Genomic DNA, 19,181 nt, shown 5'->3' on the forward strand with positions numbered 1-19,181 from the left:
CAAGATTTACTGACCCATACGATCACCCAGAAAATCCAGACATTGTTCACTCAGGCCTTGATAGCTTCTTCATCTATGTATTGCTTTAGCGGCAAGAACTTCCCGTTTGATTCCTTCGGTATCGAATCGGTGTAAACGAACTTGTGGGCGCATTTCCCGCGCAAGGCCGTTGCAAAGTGTTCTGTAAATCTCTTTTCTGTTGACTTCGTGAAGCGTTCGCCCTTTATCAGATGAACCTCCAACTTACCAACTTCCTTTTGTACGTATTGCATACCGTCGATAAATGTATAGAGATCTGAATGAAGATTAAGCGCTGTAATGGACACATAACTTAGGTCATCTAAGTATATTTTATTGATTTCCCACCTACCCTGAATATTGTCGATCAAAGGTAAGTGTCGCTTGCAATAGCTACAGTAATCACCAACGTAATCTGCAAAGTCACCCGTCCGATAACGGATCAGAGGCATATATTTATTATGCAATGTAGTAGCAACGATTTCACCAGTCTTCCCTTTTTCGTTAACTGGAGCTCCGTCCTCATCTATCAACTCAAAGAATCCATACGTTGGCTCTATATGTATAGCGCTGTTTCCTGGACATGGTCCTCCAAGAACTAATTTCTCTGAATGACCATAAAAATCGTAGATTTTGATACCCAAATCGCCAACAATAAGCTGCCTTTGCAAATCAGTAACTCCTTCAGAGCCACATAGAAAAGCCTTGATAAAAGAAACGTTTTTTTTGAATGCCTTGAGGTAGCGAGCAAATTGGTGCGCACTGCTTGGATATGCATGAACATATCCAATTTTGTGTCGACGGAGCACTTCATACATCAGTTCGTAGTATTCTTGATCCGTTCTAAAACCATCAAAAACTACTTCTTTCTTTATCAAATCAACTACAAACAATTTTCCGGGTTTAATATGCTTGTTTCGAATCACACCTCTCAATTGACCTGTCCAGCCAACATTCCTCCACATGCTGAACATAGTATTGAACTCAACAATATAACGGTCTTTTCCTGCTATTAATTTAAGCGGCTTCCCTGATGTACCCCCAGTTGTCCCCTCATCAACCTCTCTTGAATTTACGTTGGGCAACAAAAAACTCTCCCAGTTTTCCATAACCTGGTCTTTATCAATAAAAGGCATCTGCTCTTGAAAATCACTAATGCGAGAAATGGGACAAATACCCAGATCTTTATAATGCTCTACATTACAAAGCGCGAAATTTACTAAATCAATTAGCTCTTTCTCGCCACTAAATTGAGTGGAGTTTGATTCAAAAAAAGATGTATAAGCCATATACTTGCGCCCCAAAAATTTCGGGAACACAAAGTTTAGCTTAGCAAGCAGAATCAGAACATCGGAAAATCTAAACTGCACATTACTACCTATAACTTGATCTAAAATTCAACTTCGTAGCATTCGACCAATGACAAGCACTAGTGCAGCGCAAGAAATTAAATACTAACGCGAAATGTGATTACTCGAGAGACCTTACAAATATAAATTTAACTGTTACGTCTTTGAAAATGCTGTATAGACTTCAGTTAGATAGGGCTTTAAGTGAAGCACCAAAGTCACTACAAACAAGTGGCGCATAAAGGCCTTTGCCAGAGTATACATTTTTCAGATTCTGACCAGAAATCGAGACACCTCTAAGCTCCGGTCTTAATTTCTCAAAGGTGCCTAATAAGCAAAGACAATCTATCCTTCGCGAACCTGGTCGTAAATTTCATTAAGTCGCATCGACACTTTCTCGGGAAAGTATTCTTCAACAAATTGGGTAGACTTAGATCCAAATTCATTAATAGTGGATTTATTACCCGATAATAGGGCTATCTTATCTGCAATATCTTCAGGACAACCCGGTGTCACCAGATATCCGTTTACATTATCGATAACCAACTGGGGTATTCCGCCCACTCTAGTTGATATGATTGCTTTGCCGTATGACATAGCCTCCAATATTGATATTGGGAGCCCTTCGCTATACGACGGCAATATATATACATCACTCGCTTGAAGATATTTTTGCTTTATTTCACCTTCAATCCAGCCCAGAATTGTAATGTTGTCTTCCAAACCCATCTCACATATCTGTGATTCCAATCTTTCAAGTTCTCCATTTCCACCAATGAATAGGTGAGTTACGGATTTTTTAGCATCGGACAACTGAGACATGGCAACCAGTACGTCGAATATACCTTTTCTTTGGACGATATCTCCAAGGAAAAGATAATTCGTTATCTCGCGCTGCTGTCTTCCATGTTTGAGTTTCAGAGGGCGCTCAATAACATTGTTTAATACCTCAACTTTACGTGGCTTGAAATTCCGTTCGATAAAGTCAACCCATTCTGGCGAAAGACATATAACACAATCCGCCCCATTGATGAGTTTTCTAATATACTGCTTAACAATGAAATTAGATGCCCTGTAAAAATTTTCATACCCCCCACCGTGAATGTGATAAATGACCTTACGATCACACACTCTCTTAGCCACTAGAAATATGAGGTACTTCCTCCAAAAGCTAGAATACGAGGCACCGTGAATATGTACCAGATCAATTTCTGGATGGGATTTAATAGTGCGGAAAATCTTCCATAGCAACGCCGGAAATCTAATTAACTTTACAATCTTATTTTCATGATTAACCGAAGGCAAAAATAGAAAATTAGGGTCGAATTTCTTATAAGAAGAAAGAACTGAAGCAATTCCTCCACGCAAGAGGCGATAGTCAGGTCCAACGGTGAGGACTCTAGGGGTCTTCATACCGAAGTTACTACTAGCCTAGCTGGGACACCGACAACAACTGCACCAGCCGGAACATCCGTCAACACAACGGCGCCGGCGCCAACAATCGCGCACTCACCTATCGTTACAGGACCCAGGATGCAGGCGTTTGCACCTATGTAGACGCCGTCTTTTATTACCGGAACTTCGCTCAACTTGGATCTGCCGCCAATAGTGACTCCTTGAGAAATCGTAACATCATTACCAATTCTAACTTTGGGGTGAATAACTACGGCTATTCCACCATAGCCAAAAGTCACCCTTTCCCCAATTGACGTCGAACTAAATATCGCACAACGGAATATTATTCGTATCATGCCATCAAATATGCGAGGAATGAGCCGGAATCCTCGATCATAGAACCAATGTCCTAATCTATAAAAATGTATCATCACTCAAATCCTTATTCCCTCAATCCAACTAAACTATTCAGGAATTTTGCCCTGGCTAAACTGCTAATACTGACTGTTGCTGCTAAAGCCCAGACAAAATTCAATCCACTTAGCTGGCAAAGAATACAGAACAAATAGACTGATACTATTACGGCTAGACATACGAAATTTGATTGATTTAGTGACTCAAGTCTTTCACGAGCCATAAAAAAATTGGAAGCCGGTAGCGAAAATTGGGACATTAAAACTGGAAAAGCCGTTGCCATTAGCACCGCCAGAAGTACTGGCTCGCTGACACCAACTAATTCTTTAAAAGACATTATCAGACTAATACTTGCCGCACTCAGAACTATAAGCGCTGCTAAGAAAATATTTAACAGAAACCTGAACTCAAAAAACAGTTTCTTCAAAGCAACTAAATCGAATACGGATTGGCTCATGCGCCTCAAGTATACAGCTGACATAGACCTCGGAATAAGCAGCACCGCCGAGTAAATCGCAATTGAAAGTCCAGAAATTCCAGCAGCCTCGTCGCCAAGTTCCGCACGGATAATTGGTGTAATGAGAAGTATTATCGGCGCAGTAAGTAGGTTAGACAAACTGACTCTCCATGCAAAAGCAACATCTACCCTCGGTAGAAGGGAAGTACCTACAAACGAATTATGTTTTAGTAAAAATGCGATTACGGGAATTATTCCTCCCAGACTAACTAGAACCATTGGATCAACAAAATCAAAAGCCAGCAAAAGGAGTACGCTTAATGCTAGTAAAATCAGCTCAAATCCCAATAGCCCCGAGAACAAGTTTTGAGAAATATAATAACTGCGAACAATTTGAACCAACCCAAAACTCGCAAGAAGAAAAAAACAGTCAACTAATCCCTTTAAAACCCCAAGTTTAACCAACAAAATTAACGGGAAAATCGAAAGCACGAGTAGCAGAAATAGGGTCCATATGCAGCTATAAAAAAACTTTAAGGACTGAATCTTATCCAGCTTTGGAAGCCTGGTTAGTACTAGGCCACTCAAACCAACAGCGGTCGGAATCATCAACACTTGAACAATGAAGTAGTTTGATGCAAATACACCTAGCTGCCCTACACCATGGATATTTTGGATAAGCCCAAAGGCGATGATGCGATACACCCCGGGCATACCCAACGCCACCAGAGTGACGACTTTACTAAATCTTAAACTCATGAAGTCTAGAGCCAATTATGCTCCAGCATAGCTACTATTGGAGGAAATACTGCTAAAACGTGAATTGACTTCGCGAGTTCCTGCAAGTGCAAAAGCGATGGAAAAATAAAGTAGCTGAATAGGTCGCCCTAAAAGCCCTGTGTTTGTAAGTGATGTGAAGATCAAAAATATCAGAAGGGATTTTTGAATAGGATTTGCGTTACGAAATAAAGCGACAATAAGAGCAATATATAGCAGCAAAGAAACAAGCCCTCCATTAAAAACTAATGAAATGAAGTCGTTATGTGACGCCTTTTCCTCCCACCACCACGTTGGTGTAACTCGAATGTCATCGCCAATTCCCTGACCGAAAAGCAGAGGGATTATGTCTCGCTCAGCTAAAATCCCAAGTCGCTCAGTCCATGCGGATATTCTTCCATTAGCTTCCTGATTTAACTCTTCAATAGACAAGTTTCCAACATAAAAAGCCAACACTGCAAGAAGGAACAGGAGCATATACAGATATAAAAATGTGACGGATAAACTGCTCTTATTCTGAAAATAAAAGATTGAACCGATGGCGACAGTTAAACCCAAAACTGCGTTTCTGGCGCCATAACCGATCAGAATATACACCACGATAGCTAATACCGATGCCCTCAATACCGGCTTCCACGTATGAAACGATGTCGTCGTTACTATTAAGAAGAGTAATATACAGACAGTATATGAAGATGTATGGGGGCCTTCCACTAAGGGTGCCAGCACTTGATTTCCGGCAACTTCAACCCTGTCTGATAGTAGAACAAACACCAAGCTAACGAAAAGAAGTGCAAGCAGATAGTACGTAACTATAGCTGTCCTGAAATTCGCATCTATTTTTGCACTAGAGAGTAGGACTAGGGCTTGCAAGAAGAGTACTGCATATAGAGCATCCTCAGCATCTCTGTACAACACAGTGACCACGACTAAAAGACAACCCAGAAATATAGTAAGGACCGATAAACCCGTTTTCAGTTTTTTCGCTGACAGTACCACAAGCACCACGCTACCGATAAACGCAAGACCCTTAGCGGAATTGAGAGCCGAACCTTTCTCCAATCCAAATAGATCATTCATCATCCCTATAGGAAACGCGCAAAGCAGTAGAAATAACACGACTCTAGAAGTGCGTCTAGAAACTGAATTCTCTGTCATACCATTAGATCTAATTAAGGTAACCAGTCAAATTGCATTAAAATAATTGGCATTCATCGTTCTTTTTATTGCGAAGCCTGAAGTTGACTATGCATTTTTAAAAATGTTCATCATCGCATTTTGATCTTTTAACCACCTTTTATAGCACCGACGCTCCCCTCTGGTCTCTCGTTATTTTCTTCAAATGTATCAGCCTGTTAGTGCTTCGCGCCAGCAGCAAGACCCTCAGGCAAATAACCCTCATCTACCGCGCAAGCAAAGACCGATAAGTTATCCGAGTCCACAGACTTGCAAAAGTCGCATCATTTTCGACCACTAGCGCCCCCATCAACCATCTCTACCAACCATCCTTTGTTGACCAGTCAACAACATACGTTCCTGTTGTTACGTGCTTTCCAGCTGTCGGGTGAGGTCCATACGTTTATGAATAATCCTGACAATTTCTACTTCGGCATGCGAGAGTCGGCGATAGAATATGACATGGCTGCCGTTTGGCAATTTTCGGTAGCCGACCTTGATGAAATCACACGCGGCTCCAGCTTCGGGGCTTTCGGCCAGCATATGAAATGCATCGTCAAACTGCCTGGCATAGATCCGACGTTGCGCTTTACCCCATCGGCGTTGGGTGTAAGCTGCTATCGATTTGAGGTCTGCTTTGGCCGCTTCGGTGAGGGAAAATGCCCCCATTAGCCGAGTTCTTCGTCGAGCTCATTCATAAACTCTTCGTAACTGTATTCAGCTCTACCGCTTCTTTCCCCTTCTTCGAGCAAGCTTCTAAGCGTGGCAAGTTTCCTTTCCGAGTCTTCGAACTGCCGCAGGGCAGCTCTAACCACTTCGCTTGCCGAGGCGTATCTTCCCTCAGCGATTTGCCTGGCAATAAATCCTTCGAAGTGCTCGCCCAAAGTGATGCTGGTGTTTTTTGCCATGCTGGGACCCCATTGGTACCAATAAATACCCATTATTGGTGCTTGGCGTGTGGCAAGTCAAGGCAGCAAGGGCCACGACTGGGGTTTGCGCCGCGGTTTCCGTTCGCCATCCGCCACGCAGCTTGATCCTTTCAATCGCATTTCATCATTTGCGCCCTGGAACCGATCTCATTCGGTTTGATAAGCGCTCTAAACGGACCCAGTTGAGCGCAATGTTGATACAGACAGCCATCAATCAGGTTGCCAGGCCCGCAGGTAGCGTATAACGCTGGACTCTGACTGCCACCCACCCCGCAACATGATGCGCTCTATTGACTCTCCCGCTTCGAGCAAGTCCAAAGCTGCGACCACCCTGAAGGAGTGACCACTCAATCTCCCACCTAAGTCCAAATTAGCCAGCTTCTGCAATTCCACCAGGCGTCGGTTTACGCTGGCAGGGCTGAAGCTCTCTCCGATCGGACCAAGGAAAGGAACGCTCCTCAATAGAAAGCCCTGCCCCCGGTTCTGTCTCGCCATTCCTCTATTAGCTCAACCAACTCAGGAGAAATAGGAATGAGTTTACCCACACCAGTCTGGTCGGTCTTCGAGAAGCGTAAAACCAACGCGGCCCGGCCATTCGGCAGGGTGCTCATGTCTTCAAACCGGAAGCTACACAATTCCGACCTTCGCCGCATGGTCTCGTAACCCAGTCGCAACAAGAGCTTATCTCGTACACCGCGGTCATCATTTTCGCAAACCGCCAGCAGTTCGAGCATTACGTCGCGTGTGAGTGGCAGCGCCTGCTTTTTCACCCTTCCCTTGGTGCGGTACATCCGCTTCATAGCCAGCACGACTTCTGAAGACTGGGCGATGTTAGGCCGGTCACTAAGGCGATAAATCGTGCTGAGGCTAGCGATGCATCGCTCGATAGTGCCGCTAGCCGATACCGGCATCATGAATTCGACAAACCTTGCCAGTAATTCCTCGAGCACAGCTATCTCCCATCCTTGGGTGAGTATCGATAAGCTTTGCTACTTCAGTATGAGTTTGCAATCGTTTGACCGAATCGGGCCGTATTAAAACGTATGTGACTTCAGCTTAGCTTGCTGGATACCAGCCGGTTCAGGCTTACACCGGATTCAGCCGCCTGGATAGACAGCATACGGTGTACATCGGGTGGCACCCGCACCAGAAATTTGCCGCTATAGGCTCGAACCGCATAGGGCTGTGGCGGATCTTCACCGTTACTGGCCATATCACGAAGGGCATCCTGCACAAGTTTACGAATACCGGCCAGCGCCTCCTCCGGGCTGGCCGCCAACCAGCTCAGGCCTGGGAACTCCGCGCACAGACCGATGTGCTCCTGGTCTTCCTCAGACCAGGTGAGCCGGTAGGTATACTGATCCCGTTGTTTATTAGCCTTATTCAAGACGCTCTATCGCCTCCAACACTTGCCGCACCTGGTAGGCTTTTGCCTTGCCCCGGTGATTCTGGATGTTGACCCGTGGATTGCCTCGCCAGGGAGTCTTATAAACTTTGTGGCTGCTGCCCTTTTGCCGGGGCGGGCCAAAGTAATGCTCACACACGAGTGACAGCTCATTGAAGCGAATGCCGCGAGGACTTCGCCGCATTTTCGTTACGATACTGTCGATTTTGCTCATTCATGAACAGTATCACTATTGGTATCATAGAAAGAACATCCTGTTCAAGCACATTCCATCAAATGCTTCCGCGATCCGATCTCATTCGACCCTATAAGCGCTCTTATCAATCTGCAATGGCAGACCTTCGATAACAAGCATCATCGGCAATAGACAATGGAATTTGCTAGCACATTGAATCAATGCGCTTGAGATGCTTGAGTACCAATGCCGCCGGCACATCCATCGCCAGAGCTTCCAGGCAACTTGAGAGTCGATCTGGATTGTTTTGCAGAGTGGCCACAGCCTTGTGGACGTCTCGCCCTACAGCATCACCATATGCAGTCTCTGCCTTGGCAAGCGCCTGACTCCATTTTTTCTCCGGCAGATCCAGCATCGCCAGGTCAATAATGTCCCGGCCATATACACCCGCGTCCGACCATCTATCCACATTGGCGAGCAACTTACTGGCAGCAAGGTCGATCTCGGTCAATGTGCTAACACCTGCCACCTCATCATCCGGCCCCGGGCTATCAAAAGAAATTCGCGCCTCAAACACGATCTCAAACTTGATACCGCCAGATACCAGCGGCAGGCGGGTACGAATGCCGTACTGGTCTGCGCGAAGCTCAGGCATTTCAGTAAGAGGACCTCGGCCCATGCCAAAAACCTGATCGAGTACTTTCGGCGCTTGCAGTTGCTTGCGCAGTTCCCGGTAGGCCTCAATATCAGATACCAGAAAGTCCATATCCACAGACTCCCGGTATTCGCCGCGGCGCAATACAATGGCGGTACCACCGCCAAAATAACACTGGTGCTGCGCCAGGAACGGGGCATCCAGCGACTGCAGCACCTGGTGGATCTTTTGATGGTGCTGGCGCCTAAACACTGCCATCGCCGCCAAACACTTTTCTCAGGCCATCGATCAGCGCGGCCTCTTCTGGTGTCAGCTTGTCCCGATCGAGATGGCGCTCATTGCGCTCATATATATCAAACGCCGCGCGGGCAGGCATTTCCGTGCCATCTCGAAGCTGCCATGCCAGGGCTGCCAGCTGTGGGTAATCCGCCGTGGAGATGGTGACCGGAATGGTGCCCGTCGCATGCGCGCTGCGCCGCTCATCGCTAACCCCCACACCGAATTCAAACCCCAACGCAGCGAGTGCATTGAACCAGGCCCCGATGGTCACGGTGACCTCGCCCTTTTCCATGCGATGCCAGGTATCCCGGGACATACCCGCCGCTTGTGACGCCGTGATCACGCTCACGCCCAATACCTTGCGGCGCTGGCGAATCTGTTGGCCAAGCTCGATCACGCGAGCTTGCAACTGCTCCGTTGTCAGTTTCTCTATAGCTGCGGGCATGGATGTGCCTATTATATGCTGCTCATTTCAGTAAATTTTATCAAAATTACTGAAATGAGCAACACTTAGAGCAAAACAACTTGAATAAGGTAAATAGCCTTCTGATCTTGGCGCAGTCAGGCTGCTGATTCTTTGGCGGTATCCCACCCGGGAAACACAAGCACGGCCGGATGACACTTGAGAGCCCTTGCAAGCGCCTTTGCTCGTTCAACCCCAAGGTTAACTCTCCCGCTTTCAATCGCAGAAATGGTTGACTGGGGTATCCCTGCCCGCTCGGAGAGCTGGTTCTGACTGAGTTCCTGCAATTCACGCAGGATGCGAACAGACTCGCCAGGAGAAACTTTTATGCGCTGTTTTGCTTTGCGAAAATCCTTCATCAGGTCCTCTTCCTATAATCGTGGGGCGTTATCCCCAGCACAGTGTGCCTGCTCACATATAACACTAAGGCTTACGACAGCGAAAGCTAGAATTTGGGCGCATTTGATTAATTAAGTGTTGATTTAGCCGGCGATAACAAGCGTTATCAGGCGTCACCGCCAAACAAATCACGGGTATAGACTTTGTCAGCCACATCCTGAAGCTCCGGATGCTGGCGATTTGTGACTATCAACTCGCTTCGCTGCTTGAACTGACCCAGGTCGATCAATACTTCCGAGCCAAAGAAGCTGGCCTGCGCCAGGGTGGGTTCATACACCAGTACCTCCACCCCCTTGGCCTTGAGGCGCTTCATCACCCCCTGCATGGAGGAGGCGCGGATATTGTCTGAGCCCTCTTTCATCACCAGTCGGTAAATGCCCACCAATTTGGGTTTTTTCGCCAGAATGGCATTGGCGATAAAGTCCTTGCGGGTGGAATTGGCATCCACAATGGCCTGGATAAGGTTGCTCGGCACGTCGGAGTAGTTGGCCAGCAGTTGCTTGGTGTCCTTGGGCAGGCAGTAACCGCCGTAACCGAAGGATGGGTTGTTGTAGTGGGTGCCGATGCGCGGGTCCAGCCCTACACCTTCAATAATGTTGCGGGTATCGAGGCCGTGGGTTTCGGCGTAGCTGTCCAGTTCGTTGAAGTAGGCCACGCGCATGGCCAGGTAGGTGTTGGCAAACAGCTTGATGGCTTCGGCCTCGGTACTGCCGGTATGCAGTACGGGTACGTCTTTCTCTTCAGCGCCCTGCAAAAGCAATTGAGCAAACTGCTGGCCCCGCTCGCTGTTATCGCCCACCACAATGCGCGAGGGGTGCAGGTTGTCGTAAAGGGCCTTGCCCTCGCGCAGGAATTCCGGGCTGAAGATGATGTTGCCCTGCCCGCTCTGCTCCCGCAACTGCCGGGTGAAACCCACCGGAATGGTGGATTTAATGACGATGGTGGCAGCCGGGTTAATGCGGCTGGCGTCTGCCACCACCGCTTCCACGGTGGAGGTATCGAAATAGTTTTCAACCGGGTCGTAGTTGGTGGGGGTGGCTACCACCACGTAGTCGGCGTTGTTGTAGGCCAGCTCTTTGTCGGTAGTGGCAATGAGGTTGAGGGTTTTCTCGGCCAGGTAGTGGCTGAGCTCGGGGTCTTCCACGGTCGGTTCGCCGCGGTTGATTTGGGCCACGCGCTCGGCGTTGATATCCAGGGCCACCACTTCGTTGTGCTGGGCCAGGAGCACGGCGTTGGCCATGCCTACGTAGCCGGTACCTACCACTGCGATTTTGGTCATACCCTTGTTACTCCTTGGGGGAGTTCACCTCATAGCCGCTGTTCAGCAACAGGCGGTTTTTGCGCGCTATCGCCAGATCCGAGGCGATCATCTCTACGATCATTTCATCCACGGTGGTGCTCGGCACCCAGCCCAGCGCGTTTTTTGCCTCGGTGGGGTCGCCCAGCAGGGTTTCCACTTCCGCCGGGCGGTAGTAGCGCTGGTCCACGGCGATGATTTTATCGCCTACCTTTACCGCGATGTCGTGGGCGGCTTTGTCGCTGTCGATCGCAGCCACCATGCCCACCTCGTCGGTACCGCTGCCCTCAAAACGCAGGGTGATACCCAGGGCCTCGGCGGAGCGCACGATGAAGTCGCGCACGGAGATCTGCTGGCCGGTGGCAATCACAAAGTCACGGGCTTCTTCCTGCTGCAGCATCAGCCACTGCATCTCCACGTAGTCGCGGGCATGGCCCCAGTCGCGCTTGGCGTCCAGGTTGCCCATGTACAGGCACTGCTCCAGGCCCTGGCTGATATTGGCCAGGCCGCGGGTGATTTTGCGGCTGACGAAGGTTTCGCCACGGCGCGGGCTTTCGTGGTTGAAGAGGATGCCGTTGCAGGCGTACATGCCGTAGCTTTCCCGGTAGTTCACGGTAATCCAGAAGCCGTAGAGCTTGGCCACGCCGTAGGGGCTGCGGGGGTAGAAGGGGGTTTTCTCGGTTTGCGGGGTTTCCTGCACCAGGCCGTAGAGTTCGGAGGTGGAGGCCTGGTAGATGCGGGTTTTCTCGGTCAGGCCCAGCAGGCGCACGGCCTCCAGTATGCGCAGGGTGCCGATGCCGTCCACGTCGGCGGTGTATTCGGGCTCCTCAAAGCTTACCGCCACGTGGCTCTGGGCGCCCAGGTTGTAGATCTCGTCCGGCTGCACCTGCTGGATAATGCGGGTGATGTTGCTGGTGTCGGTGAGGTCGCCGTAGTGGAGAACAAAGTTGCGGTTTTCCGTGTGAGGGTCCTGGTAGATGTGGTCGATGCGCTCGGTGTTGAAGGAGGAGGCGCGGCGTTTTATGCCGTGGACCTGGTAGCCTTTTTCCAGCAGGAACTCGGCGAGGTAGGAGCCGTCCTGGCCGGTGATGCCGGTGATGAGGGCGGTGCGTTCGGTGTAGGGTTTCATGATTCTATTTCTTTATTGGGGGCGCTGGATCCCCGCCTGCGCGGGGATGACGAATATTTGGGGCGCTGGATCCCCGCCTGCGCGGGGATGACGATGTAACGCGCGGGGATGACGATGTAACGCGCGGGGATGACGATGTAATGCGCGGGGATGACGATGTAACGCGCGGGGATGACGATGTAACGCGCGGGGGCGACGATGTAACGCGCGGGGGTGACGGTATAGGAGCTTAGTGGCGGGCATCGGTGATGTTTTCCAGATACCAGGTGTAGGCGTGTTGGAGGCCTGACTTCAGGTCGTATTTCGGTTTCCAGCCAAGGCTGTTGAGTTTGCTGCTGTCCATCAGTTTTCGGGGGGCGCCATCGGGTTTGCTGGTGTCCCAGGCGATGTCGCCGTGGAAGCCGGTGACTTCGGCCACGGTTTCCACCAGTTCCCTGATCGAGCAGTCGCTGCCGGTGCCCACGTTGATATGGCTGAGGCGGGGTTCAGTCACGGTGGCGTACTGTTCCCGGGGCAGGTTCATCACGTGAACGCTGGCGGCGGCCATGTCATCCACATGCAGGAACTCGCGCAGGGCGCTACCGGTGCCCCAGTTGGTCACGCTGCTGGCGTTGTTTGCCACCGCCTCATGAAAGCGGCGCAGCAGCGCGGGAATCACGTGGCTGTTCTGTGGGTGGAAGTTGTCGCCGGGGCCGTACAGGTTGGTGGGCATCACGCTGCGGTAGTCGGTGCCGTGCTGGCGGTTGTAGCTCTCGCACAGCTTGATGCCGGCGATCTTGGCAATGGCGTAGGGTTCGTTGGTGGGTTCCAGGGCGCCGGTAAGCAGGGCCTCTTCCTTCATCGGCTGTGCCGCCAGCCGCGGGTAGATGCAGGAGCTGCCCAGGAACAACAGCTTGTTCACCCCGTGGGCGTGAGCCTGGTGGATAACGTTGCACTCCAGCATCAGGTTGTCGTAGATGAAATCGGCGGGGTAGGTGTCGTTGGCGTGGATGCCGCCGACTTTGGCGGCACAGAGGTACACCTCGTCGATGGCGTGGCAGGCGAAGAAGTTGGCCACGGCGGCCTGATTGCCAAGGTCCAGCTCGGCGCGGGAGGCGGCCACCAGCTCGATGCCGGGCTGGTCGGCCAGTTGCCGCATAATCGCAGAGCCCACCATGCCTTTGTGGCCGGCGACAAAAATCCGTTTTGTCATGCGCTGGTTTCCATCAATCGCTGGTTCAGTTAACGCGTATCTTACCCGATCGCGGGCGTTAAAAACGCCCGCCAACCCTCACCGGCTTGCCTTGTCCCGCTTGGCCACTTCCGCCCGCAATTCCTCTATCTCCGCCTTGATCGCCTCGTAGTCGGCGATTTTACGCTGCAGGTAGGCGGCGGTGATGCGGGCCTTGGCTTTCACCCCGCGCGGGGTCAGCAGGTAGAGGTAAGCGGCCTTGTTGCTGGAGTTCTTGAAGTTCTGCGCCTTCACGTGGCCTTTTTCCACCAGCGCTTTCAGGCAGTAGTTGACCTTGCCCAGGCTCACGCCCAACTCGCGGGCAATGTCGCGCTGGGAGATGCCGGGATTGGCCTCCAGCAGGCGCATGATTTTGAGGTGGGCTTCTTCGGTCAAGTTTGGGTTTGGGTCTATTGAGCCGTTGGATTCCGGAGTGCCGGACCACCGCTTTCGCGGGAATAACGCAGTTTAGCGCGCGGATGACAGGGTTTAGCGCGGGGGTCACGACACGGCTTCAGGCACGCTACCGCCCTACCCTGTCATTGGTCGGGCATCGGCGACGGCGCAAGCGCCTGCGTTCAACAGTTGAACGCAGGGCATTAAAACGTAAAAGCGGGGTGGGGTTCAAGCCGATGTGGCGTTTTTAGCCGGTGGACGCGCCCAGTGCATCCATGGGGAGGGAAATTTCGGTCACCCGGCCCAGCAGCTCGATGAGCAACAGGGCACGCTGCTCGCCGTCGGCCTGCTGGTACACCGCGGGCAGGCCGGCAAAGGGGCCGTCCAGCACCTGTAGCTTATCGCCGGGACGGTGCGGCCAGGCGGTGTCGTCACGCTCGCCGGTGGCGGCGTCCTCGGCCGCCCGCAGGTAATCGATCACCGCGTCGGGCACCGGGCGCAGCAGCTGGCCAAAGCGCACCAGGCCGGCAACGCCCACGGTCGAGCGCACCGGCGCCAGGCTCTGCACGCCGGTGTCCACCTGAATGAACAGGTAGCGGGGGAACAGGGGTTCGGTCACTTCTACCCAGCGGTTGCGGCGGCGCTTTTTCAGCCGGATGCGCGGCAGGTAGGCGCTGTAGTCCTGGCGCTGGAGCTGTTCCAGGGCCACCGCTTCCTGGCGGGGCTTGCTTTGCACGGCGTACCACTGCTGCATCAGCCGGTTTCCCGGTTCTGGTAATAGTCACCGTACGGGTCGTGCCCGCTGCCGTAGTAACGGCTGGCTTTTCTGGCGTCGAACTGGGTCAGCACCACGCCGGCCAGGGGTTCATTGCTGCCAATCACGCTGGCCACCCCGCGCTGCGCCTGGGTGGCGGGGGTTGCATCGGCCTTCACCAGGTACACCACCGAATCCGCATAGGAGGCCAGTACCAGGCCGTCGCTGACCGCCATCACCGGCGCGGAATCGAGAATGATGCGGTCAAAGCGTTGTTTTAACTGCTCCAGGGCGTCCACAAAGCGGCGCGAGCTGATCAGCTCCAGCGGGTTGGGGGGAATCACCCCCGCGGGCATCACGCTCACCCCCAGTTCGTCCAGCCGCTCGATACACTCATCCAGCTCCGCCACTCCCGACACATAATGGGAAAGCCCCTTGTGGTTGGGGTCCAGGCCACACTTGCCAGCCAGGCTGGGGCGGCGCATATCGGCGCCAATCACCAGCACGTTTTCCATCTGGCCCATGGCCGAGGCCAGGTTGAGGGCGGTGGTGGACTTGCCTTCGCCGGGCACGGTGGAGGTCACCACCAGCACTTTCAGCGGGCGGTCCGGGCTGCTGAGGAAAATACTGGTGCGCAGGGTGCGAATGCTCTCGGCGTACTGGCTCTGCGGCCGCTCCCAGACGTGCTCAAAAAAGCCTGCCTTGCCGTGCTGCTGCAGGGGCAAGGCTCCCAGCAGCGGCGCGTGCAGCTTTTCCTCCACCTCCTCCGGCCGCTTGATGGTGTTGTCCAGCATGTCCAGCAGAATGGCCACCCCACAGCCGAGCATCACACCCAGCACAAAGGCCAGGGTCACGCTGAGGCGCTTGTTGGGCTTGATCGGCGCCGTGGGTACCAGGGCGCGGTCCACCAGCCGGGCGTGGGGCTTTTCAAAGCCGCCGGTTTCGCTCACGGTCTTCATGCGGGTAAAGAAGATGTCGTACAGCTCGCGGTTGGTGTTGACCTCGCGCTGCAGTTCCCGCAGGCGGAACTCGGTGCGGTTGAAGTCCTGGACCTCGCTCTTGCGCGTCTCCCAGGTGGCCTGCAACTGCTGCTCGTTGCGCAAGGCAACCTCGTATTCCCGGTTGATCCCCGACACCACCTTGCGCACTTCCCGGGCCAGGTCACTGTTGGCCGCCGCCAGGTCGGAGCGGGCGGCGATCATTTTCGGGTGTTTGGGGCCGTAACGCTTGCCCAGTTCGGCCACTTTGCGCTCGGCGGCCGACTGGTCTTTCTTGATGTCGCGAATCACCTGGTGCTGGAGCACGGCGGGTACGGTCATCAGTTCTTCGGTGCTGGCATTGCTCATGCCCTGCACGTCTTCCTTGATGTTCTGCGCCTCGATACGGGCCTTGCGCGCTTCTTCCAGGCGCTGGGCCAGGCTGCGCAGCTCGTTGCTCCCCAGGCTGGTTTCGCCTTCCACCTCCACCAGGCCCTCGCTCTCGCGAAAGGCCTGCAAGGCCTGCTCAGACTCATGCAGCTTGCGCTTGAGGTCGTCCATGCGGCTGCTCAGCCAGTCGGTGGCCTGCAGGGTACCGGAGAGCCTCACTTCCAGGTCGGCGTCGATAAATTCCTGGGCCACCGCGTTGACGATGGTGGCGGCAAGTTTGGGGTCGGTGGACTCGAACGACAGGTAGGCGAGATAGCTATAATCCACCGGCTGCACGTCCAGGCCTCCGGCCACATAGCCGGTGACGCCCTGAATCGCCTGCTCTTCCTTTTCCGCCGCGGTGAGCTGCACCGGGGGGGCCTGTTCCCGCGCCGGCAACAGCGATGTCAGGCTGGAGCCAAAACCGCTCTCCTGCGCGTCTTCCTCATCGGCGGCGAAGAAGGGGTGCTTGTGCAGCTGCAGTTTGCGCACCACGCGCTCGGCGAGGTGACGGCTCCTCAGGATTTCGAACTGGGTCTGGTAATAATCGTAATCGCGGTAACCCATGGAGTAGACCTTCTCCACGTTAACCACGTTGGACTCCTGGGACTCCAGCACCACGGAGGCGGAGGCGCGGTAAACCGGCTCCAGGGTGTACACCCACAAGCCGGTGATGAGGGTCATGGCAAAGGCCAACCCGAGAATGCCCCACTTGTAGCGCAACACGGCGTGCAACAGGCGACCCAGGTCGATGAAGTCGTCATCCGTTGCCCCGCCCTGCCCGGGCCCGAAGCCCGGCTGGGGGGAAACCACTGTTTGCAGCCTGGTCTGGGTGTTCATCAGAAGAAGGTATCCTGCACGGTGAAGATATCCCCCGGCTGCACCCGGTAATCCAGGTTGACCTCCTGCTCCCGGCGCGCCGGGTCATTGTCGGCAATCACCAGCACCCGCTTCTTGTTGGCCCGCTCGGTAAAACCGCCCGCCAGGGAAATGGCCTTGCGCAGGGTCAGACCGGGCTGGAAGTCCACCCCGCCCGGGCGCTTCACTTCGCCGTTGACAAAGAAGGGGCGGTATTTCACCACGCTCACCGACACCCGGGGGTCAATCAGGTAATCCGGTTTCAGGCCGTCGCTGAGGGCCTGCTGTACCTGGGCCGCGGTTTTGCCGGCCACGGTCAGCTCGCCGAGGAAGGGGTAGGATATCCGCCCGTTCTGGCCGACCAGCAGGTTTTCGAAGGTAAGGTCAGGCTCGCCGTAGACGTAAATGCGGATGGAATCCCCGGCGTTCAGGGTGTAGCCACCGGCCTCCTGGGCCTGCCCGACAGCCGCCAGCAACAGGGCGCTGAGCAAAAGCACACAGTGGGCGAATCCCTTGATCACAGTTGTTGGGCCTCAATCACGCTCGGGTTGCAGGGCGGCAATGCGGGACTGAGCCAGTTCCAGCATACCGGCGCCGCCGCTTGTTCGGGAGGCGTACTCTATCATTTCCAGCCAGCCCTGTCGGTAGGCGGGGCGCTGCTGCAGGGCCGCGTACTGGGTATCCACCGCCTGCTGGTTGAGGTCCAGTCGCTCGGCCATATCGGCGCTGAAAAATCCCCGCCACGACAGGTAATAGGCCTCCAGCGCCAGGTAATCCGGGTGTCGGGGCTGGTGCTGCCGCAACCGCGCCAGGTGGCTGCCCACCCGACCGATGGTGCTGTCTGTCGGCACATAGGTCTCGCGGCCCCAGAAGGAAAGCTCCACCTCGGTGGCGGCATAGGTCAGGTCAAGCAGGAAGGTGCGAGCACCGCCAGCGGCCATCCAGGCGGCTAGGATAATGGCCGGCAGGGCAAATAGGATTCGCGGGGCGCCGGCCATGGGTCGTCAGCTACAGGCTGAACCGGGCTTCCAGATAGACCCGGTTGCGGTCGTAGTCGTACAGGTCCAGGTCCGAGTTGCGGTCTTCGTAGCGATACCCCGCCCCCAGGTCAAGCCAGCGGCGCAGGGCATAGGAGTAGCCCAGTTCCACCCCGTACACATCGTCCTGGCGGTCGGAGCCGGAATAGTCCTCGTTGCGGAACAGGGCGGACAACCGGGTACTGGCGCGGCCATTCCAGTCGTGATCCCAGTCCAGCCGTGTCTCCTGGGTATTCACCGAATCACCCAGGCCGTTGGTCTCCTGGCTGAACCGCCCTGAGGTCAGGTGAAACACCGAGTAGCTGCGCGGCGTGTAGAAGGCATCAATCTGCCAGGAGAAGCCGTCGTCGTCCTCGCGCCGGGCAGATTGGTAGCGCCGGTCGAAGCTGCCCAGCTTCACGCTGCCGGAAGTCCTGGCGGTGGGCTCCCAGCTTACCCCCAGGAAGTAGTTGTACTCGTCGCTGTCGAAGCTGCCGCCGCGGCGCAGTGGGTCTACCAGGTCGTAGCGCACTTCCTGGTAATTCACCTCCGCCAACACATCGGTACGACTGCCCACCTTCCAGAAAAAGGTGCCCCGGTAGCGGTCGGTATCGCGGTCCCGGTACTGGGTGTCGGCGCGGAAATTCTGGTACTCGATGTCCTGGTACTTGTACTCCAGGGTGACCCGGCCACGGGAATTCCGGTTACCCAGGGTGTAATCGGTGCCCAGGCTTTCCCGCTCGTACTCGACCGGCTCGTCGATAAGATTTGCCACCCCTTCGGAAAGGCCGGTACCCCGCTGTTCGTGGGTATCCCAGTACTCGCCGTAAATGTTCCAGACATTTCTGGCGTTGAACTCGTGATGCACATCGATGTTGAAGCGGTGATCGGTGTAGTCGTCGTCGCTGCTGTCAAAGTAGCGCCAGTCGGTCAGCCTGTAGTCAAAGGAGTAGGTGTTGAGCCCGTTCTGCAGCCAGGCCTGGACCTTGGGTTCGATCACGCTGAGCCCGGTCTCTTTCTTGTTGTCCGGCGTCCGGAACAGGTTGTCCACGTACTCCAGCCGCGAGTCCAGGGTGGGCGTGATAAAGACGGAACCCCATTGCAGGTTGGCGGGCTCGAGCGCCGAGGCGGGAACCCCTATCGCCCCCATCCCCAGAACCGCTGCCCCCAGCAAGGGCCTGCGCATCTCAAATTGTCTCATTGCGTGTTCAATTCCCAGGCTCG

General features: G+C 53.9%; 22 protein-coding genes. All 22 read right to left on the minus strand.

The window, feature by feature from the left end:
- Positions 1-50 precede the first annotated feature (50 nt).
- The 22 genes from E2F43_RS15080 to E2F43_RS15190 all read right to left on the minus strand — a co-directional run bounded on the left by E2F43_RS15080 (position 51) and on the right by E2F43_RS15190 (position 19,158).
- Positions 51-1,388, minus strand: coding sequence for a phenylacetate--CoA ligase family protein (locus tag E2F43_RS15080; RefSeq protein WP_133214088.1), 1,338 nt, complete (start codon positions 1,386-1,388; stop codon positions 51-53).
- Between the two features lie 324 nt (positions 1,389-1,712).
- The gene (locus E2F43_RS15085) at positions 1,713-2,780 is read right to left on the minus strand and encodes a glycosyltransferase family 4 protein (RefSeq protein WP_133214090.1); all 1,068 of its coding nucleotides are present in this window, start codon (positions 2,778-2,780) and stop codon (positions 1,713-1,715) included.
- Positions 2,777-3,193 carry a serine O-acetyltransferase gene (locus E2F43_RS19560; protein WP_420820778.1) on the minus strand — a complete coding sequence of 139 codons (417 nt, stop codon included), beginning with the start codon at positions 3,191-3,193 and terminating at the stop codon, positions 2,777-2,779. The genes E2F43_RS15085 and E2F43_RS19560 overlap by 4 nt, the downstream gene beginning before the upstream one ends.
- A gap of 11 nt (positions 3,194-3,204) precedes the next feature.
- Positions 3,205-4,407, minus strand: coding sequence for a hypothetical protein (locus tag E2F43_RS15095; RefSeq protein ID WP_133214092.1), 1,203 nt, complete (start codon positions 4,405-4,407; stop codon positions 3,205-3,207).
- On the minus strand, positions 4,408-5,568 hold the full coding sequence (locus E2F43_RS15100) for a hypothetical protein (protein ID WP_133214094.1): 1,161 nt from the start codon (positions 5,566-5,568) through the stop codon (positions 4,408-4,410).
- Between the two features lie 384 nt (positions 5,569-5,952).
- The gene (locus E2F43_RS15105; RefSeq protein ID WP_133214096.1) at positions 5,953-6,255 is read right to left on the minus strand and encodes a type II toxin-antitoxin system RelE/ParE family toxin; all 303 of its coding nucleotides are present in this window, start codon (positions 6,253-6,255) and stop codon (positions 5,953-5,955) included.
- The gene (locus E2F43_RS15110) at positions 6,255-6,494 is read right to left on the minus strand and encodes a type II toxin-antitoxin system ParD family antitoxin (protein ID WP_133214098.1); all 240 of its coding nucleotides are present in this window, start codon (positions 6,492-6,494) and stop codon (positions 6,255-6,257) included. Before E2F43_RS15110 ends, E2F43_RS15105 begins: the two co-directional genes overlap by 1 nt.
- A gap of 231 nt (positions 6,495-6,725) precedes the next feature.
- On the minus strand, positions 6,726-7,010 hold the full coding sequence (locus tag E2F43_RS19565; RefSeq protein WP_133214100.1) for a tyrosine-type recombinase/integrase: 285 nt from the start codon (positions 7,008-7,010) through the stop codon (positions 6,726-6,728).
- Positions 6,974-7,465, minus strand: a complete 492-nt coding sequence (locus E2F43_RS19475; RefSeq protein WP_133214102.1) for a tyrosine-type recombinase/integrase — start codon at positions 7,463-7,465, stop codon at positions 6,974-6,976. The genes E2F43_RS19565 and E2F43_RS19475 overlap by 37 nt, the downstream gene beginning before the upstream one ends.
- Positions 7,466-7,566: 101 nt before the next feature.
- Positions 7,567-7,902: a type II toxin-antitoxin system HicB family antitoxin gene (locus E2F43_RS15125; protein WP_133214104.1), complete on the minus strand. Its 336-nt coding sequence runs from the start codon at positions 7,900-7,902 to the stop codon at positions 7,567-7,569.
- A gap of 398 nt (positions 7,903-8,300) precedes the next feature.
- Entirely contained in the window at positions 8,301-9,008 is a 708-nt protein-coding gene (locus E2F43_RS15135) for a nucleotidyl transferase AbiEii/AbiGii toxin family protein (protein WP_238946961.1), read from the minus strand.
- Complete coding sequence (locus E2F43_RS15140) at positions 8,995-9,474, minus strand: helix-turn-helix domain-containing protein (protein WP_133214107.1); 480 nt, start codon at positions 9,472-9,474, stop codon at positions 8,995-8,997. The genes E2F43_RS15135 and E2F43_RS15140 overlap by 14 nt, the downstream gene beginning before the upstream one ends.
- Positions 9,475-9,590: 116 nt before the next feature.
- Positions 9,591-9,851, minus strand: a complete 261-nt coding sequence (locus E2F43_RS15145; protein WP_133214109.1) for a helix-turn-helix transcriptional regulator — start codon at positions 9,849-9,851, stop codon at positions 9,591-9,593.
- Between the two features lie 146 nt (positions 9,852-9,997).
- Entirely contained in the window at positions 9,998-11,170 is a 1,173-nt protein-coding gene (locus tag E2F43_RS15150; RefSeq protein WP_133214111.1) for a nucleotide sugar dehydrogenase, read from the minus strand.
- 7 nt (positions 11,171-11,177) lie between these two features.
- Entirely contained in the window at positions 11,178-12,317 is a 1,140-nt protein-coding gene (gene gmd / locus E2F43_RS15155; RefSeq protein ID WP_133214113.1) for a GDP-mannose 4,6-dehydratase, read from the minus strand.
- A gap of 229 nt (positions 12,318-12,546) precedes the next feature.
- Positions 12,547-13,509 (minus strand): GDP-L-fucose synthase, encoded by a 963-nt coding sequence (gene fcl, locus E2F43_RS15160; protein WP_133214115.1) that lies wholly within the window; start codon positions 13,507-13,509, stop codon positions 12,547-12,549.
- 78 nt (positions 13,510-13,587) lie between these two features.
- Positions 13,588-13,923, minus strand: coding sequence for a MarR family EPS-associated transcriptional regulator (locus tag E2F43_RS15165; RefSeq protein WP_133214117.1), 336 nt, complete (start codon positions 13,921-13,923; stop codon positions 13,588-13,590).
- Positions 13,924-14,170: 247 nt separating this feature from the next.
- Entirely contained in the window at positions 14,171-14,677 is a 507-nt protein-coding gene (gene rfaH / locus E2F43_RS15170) for a transcription/translation regulatory transformer protein RfaH (protein WP_133214119.1), read from the minus strand.
- On the minus strand, positions 14,677-16,923 hold the full coding sequence (locus E2F43_RS15175; protein WP_133214121.1) for a GumC family protein: 2,247 nt from the start codon (positions 16,921-16,923) through the stop codon (positions 14,677-14,679). The genes rfaH and E2F43_RS15175 overlap by 1 nt, the downstream gene beginning before the upstream one ends.
- The gene (locus tag E2F43_RS15180; RefSeq protein WP_238946945.1) at positions 16,923-17,462 is read right to left on the minus strand and encodes a polysaccharide biosynthesis/export family protein; all 540 of its coding nucleotides are present in this window, start codon (positions 17,460-17,462) and stop codon (positions 16,923-16,925) included. The genes E2F43_RS15175 and E2F43_RS15180 overlap by 1 nt, the downstream gene beginning before the upstream one ends.
- Before the next feature lie 12 nt (positions 17,463-17,474).
- Positions 17,475-17,939, minus strand: coding sequence for a hypothetical protein (locus tag E2F43_RS15185; protein WP_133214123.1), 465 nt, complete (start codon positions 17,937-17,939; stop codon positions 17,475-17,477).
- Between the two features lie 10 nt (positions 17,940-17,949).
- A complete protein-coding gene (locus E2F43_RS15190) occupies positions 17,950-19,158 on the minus strand; it encodes an outer membrane beta-barrel protein (RefSeq protein WP_165954342.1) in 1,209 nt (402 codons plus the stop codon).
- Positions 19,159-19,181: the final 23 nt, after the last annotated feature.

Origin of the sequence: Seongchinamella unica (assembly GCF_004354085.1) — a bacterium.
In the GTDB taxonomy this organism is placed as follows: domain Bacteria; phylum Pseudomonadota; class Gammaproteobacteria; order Pseudomonadales; family Halieaceae; genus Halioglobus; species Halioglobus unicus.

What these genes read in the sequence shown, in the direction of transcription:
- E2F43_RS15085 (WP_133214090.1), bottom strand. Translation starts at nt 2,780, where the DNA reads ATGAAGACCCCTAGAGTCCTCACCGTTGGACCTGACTATCGCCTCTTG.
- E2F43_RS19560 (WP_420820778.1), bottom strand. Translation starts at nt 3,193, where the DNA reads ATGATACATTTTTATAGATTAGGACATTGGTTCTATGATCGAGGATTC.
- E2F43_RS15100 (WP_133214094.1), bottom strand. Translation starts at nt 5,568, where the DNA reads ATGACAGAGAATTCAGTTTCTAGACGCACTTCTAGAGTCGTGTTATTT.
- E2F43_RS15105 (WP_133214096.1), bottom strand. Translation starts at nt 6,255, where the DNA reads ATGGGGGCATTTTCCCTCACCGAAGCGGCCAAAGCAGACCTCAAATCG.
- E2F43_RS15110 (WP_133214098.1), bottom strand. Translation starts at nt 6,494, where the DNA reads ATGGCAAAAAACACCAGCATCACTTTGGGCGAGCACTTCGAAGGATTT.
- E2F43_RS19565 (WP_133214100.1), bottom strand. Translation starts at nt 7,010, where the DNA reads ATGGCGAGACAGAACCGGGGGCAGGGCTTTCTATTGAGGAGCGTTCCT.
- E2F43_RS15135 (WP_238946961.1), bottom strand. Translation starts at nt 9,008, where the DNA reads ATGGCAGTGTTTAGGCGCCAGCACCATCAAAAGATCCACCAGGTGCTG.
- E2F43_RS15140 (WP_133214107.1), bottom strand. Translation starts at nt 9,474, where the DNA reads ATGCCCGCAGCTATAGAGAAACTGACAACGGAGCAGTTGCAAGCTCGC.
- E2F43_RS15145 (WP_133214109.1), bottom strand. Translation starts at nt 9,851, where the DNA reads ATGAAGGATTTTCGCAAAGCAAAACAGCGCATAAAAGTTTCTCCTGGC.
- E2F43_RS15150 (WP_133214111.1), bottom strand. Translation starts at nt 11,170, where the DNA reads ATGACCAAAATCGCAGTGGTAGGTACCGGCTACGTAGGCATGGCCAAC.
- gmd (WP_133214113.1), bottom strand. Translation starts at nt 12,317, where the DNA reads ATGAAACCCTACACCGAACGCACCGCCCTCATCACCGGCATCACCGGC.
- fcl (WP_133214115.1), bottom strand. Translation starts at nt 13,509, where the DNA reads ATGACAAAACGGATTTTTGTCGCCGGCCACAAAGGCATGGTGGGCTCT.
- rfaH (WP_133214119.1), bottom strand. Translation starts at nt 14,677, where the DNA reads ATGCAGCAGTGGTACGCCGTGCAAAGCAAGCCCCGCCAGGAAGCGGTG.
- E2F43_RS15175 (WP_133214121.1), bottom strand. Translation starts at nt 16,923, where the DNA reads ATGAACACCCAGACCAGGCTGCAAACAGTGGTTTCCCCCCAGCCGGGC.
- E2F43_RS15185 (WP_133214123.1), bottom strand. Translation starts at nt 17,939, where the DNA reads ATGGCCGGCGCCCCGCGAATCCTATTTGCCCTGCCGGCCATTATCCTA.
- E2F43_RS15190 (WP_165954342.1), bottom strand. Translation starts at nt 19,158, where the DNA reads ATGAGACAATTTGAGATGCGCAGGCCCTTGCTGGGGGCAGCGGTTCTG.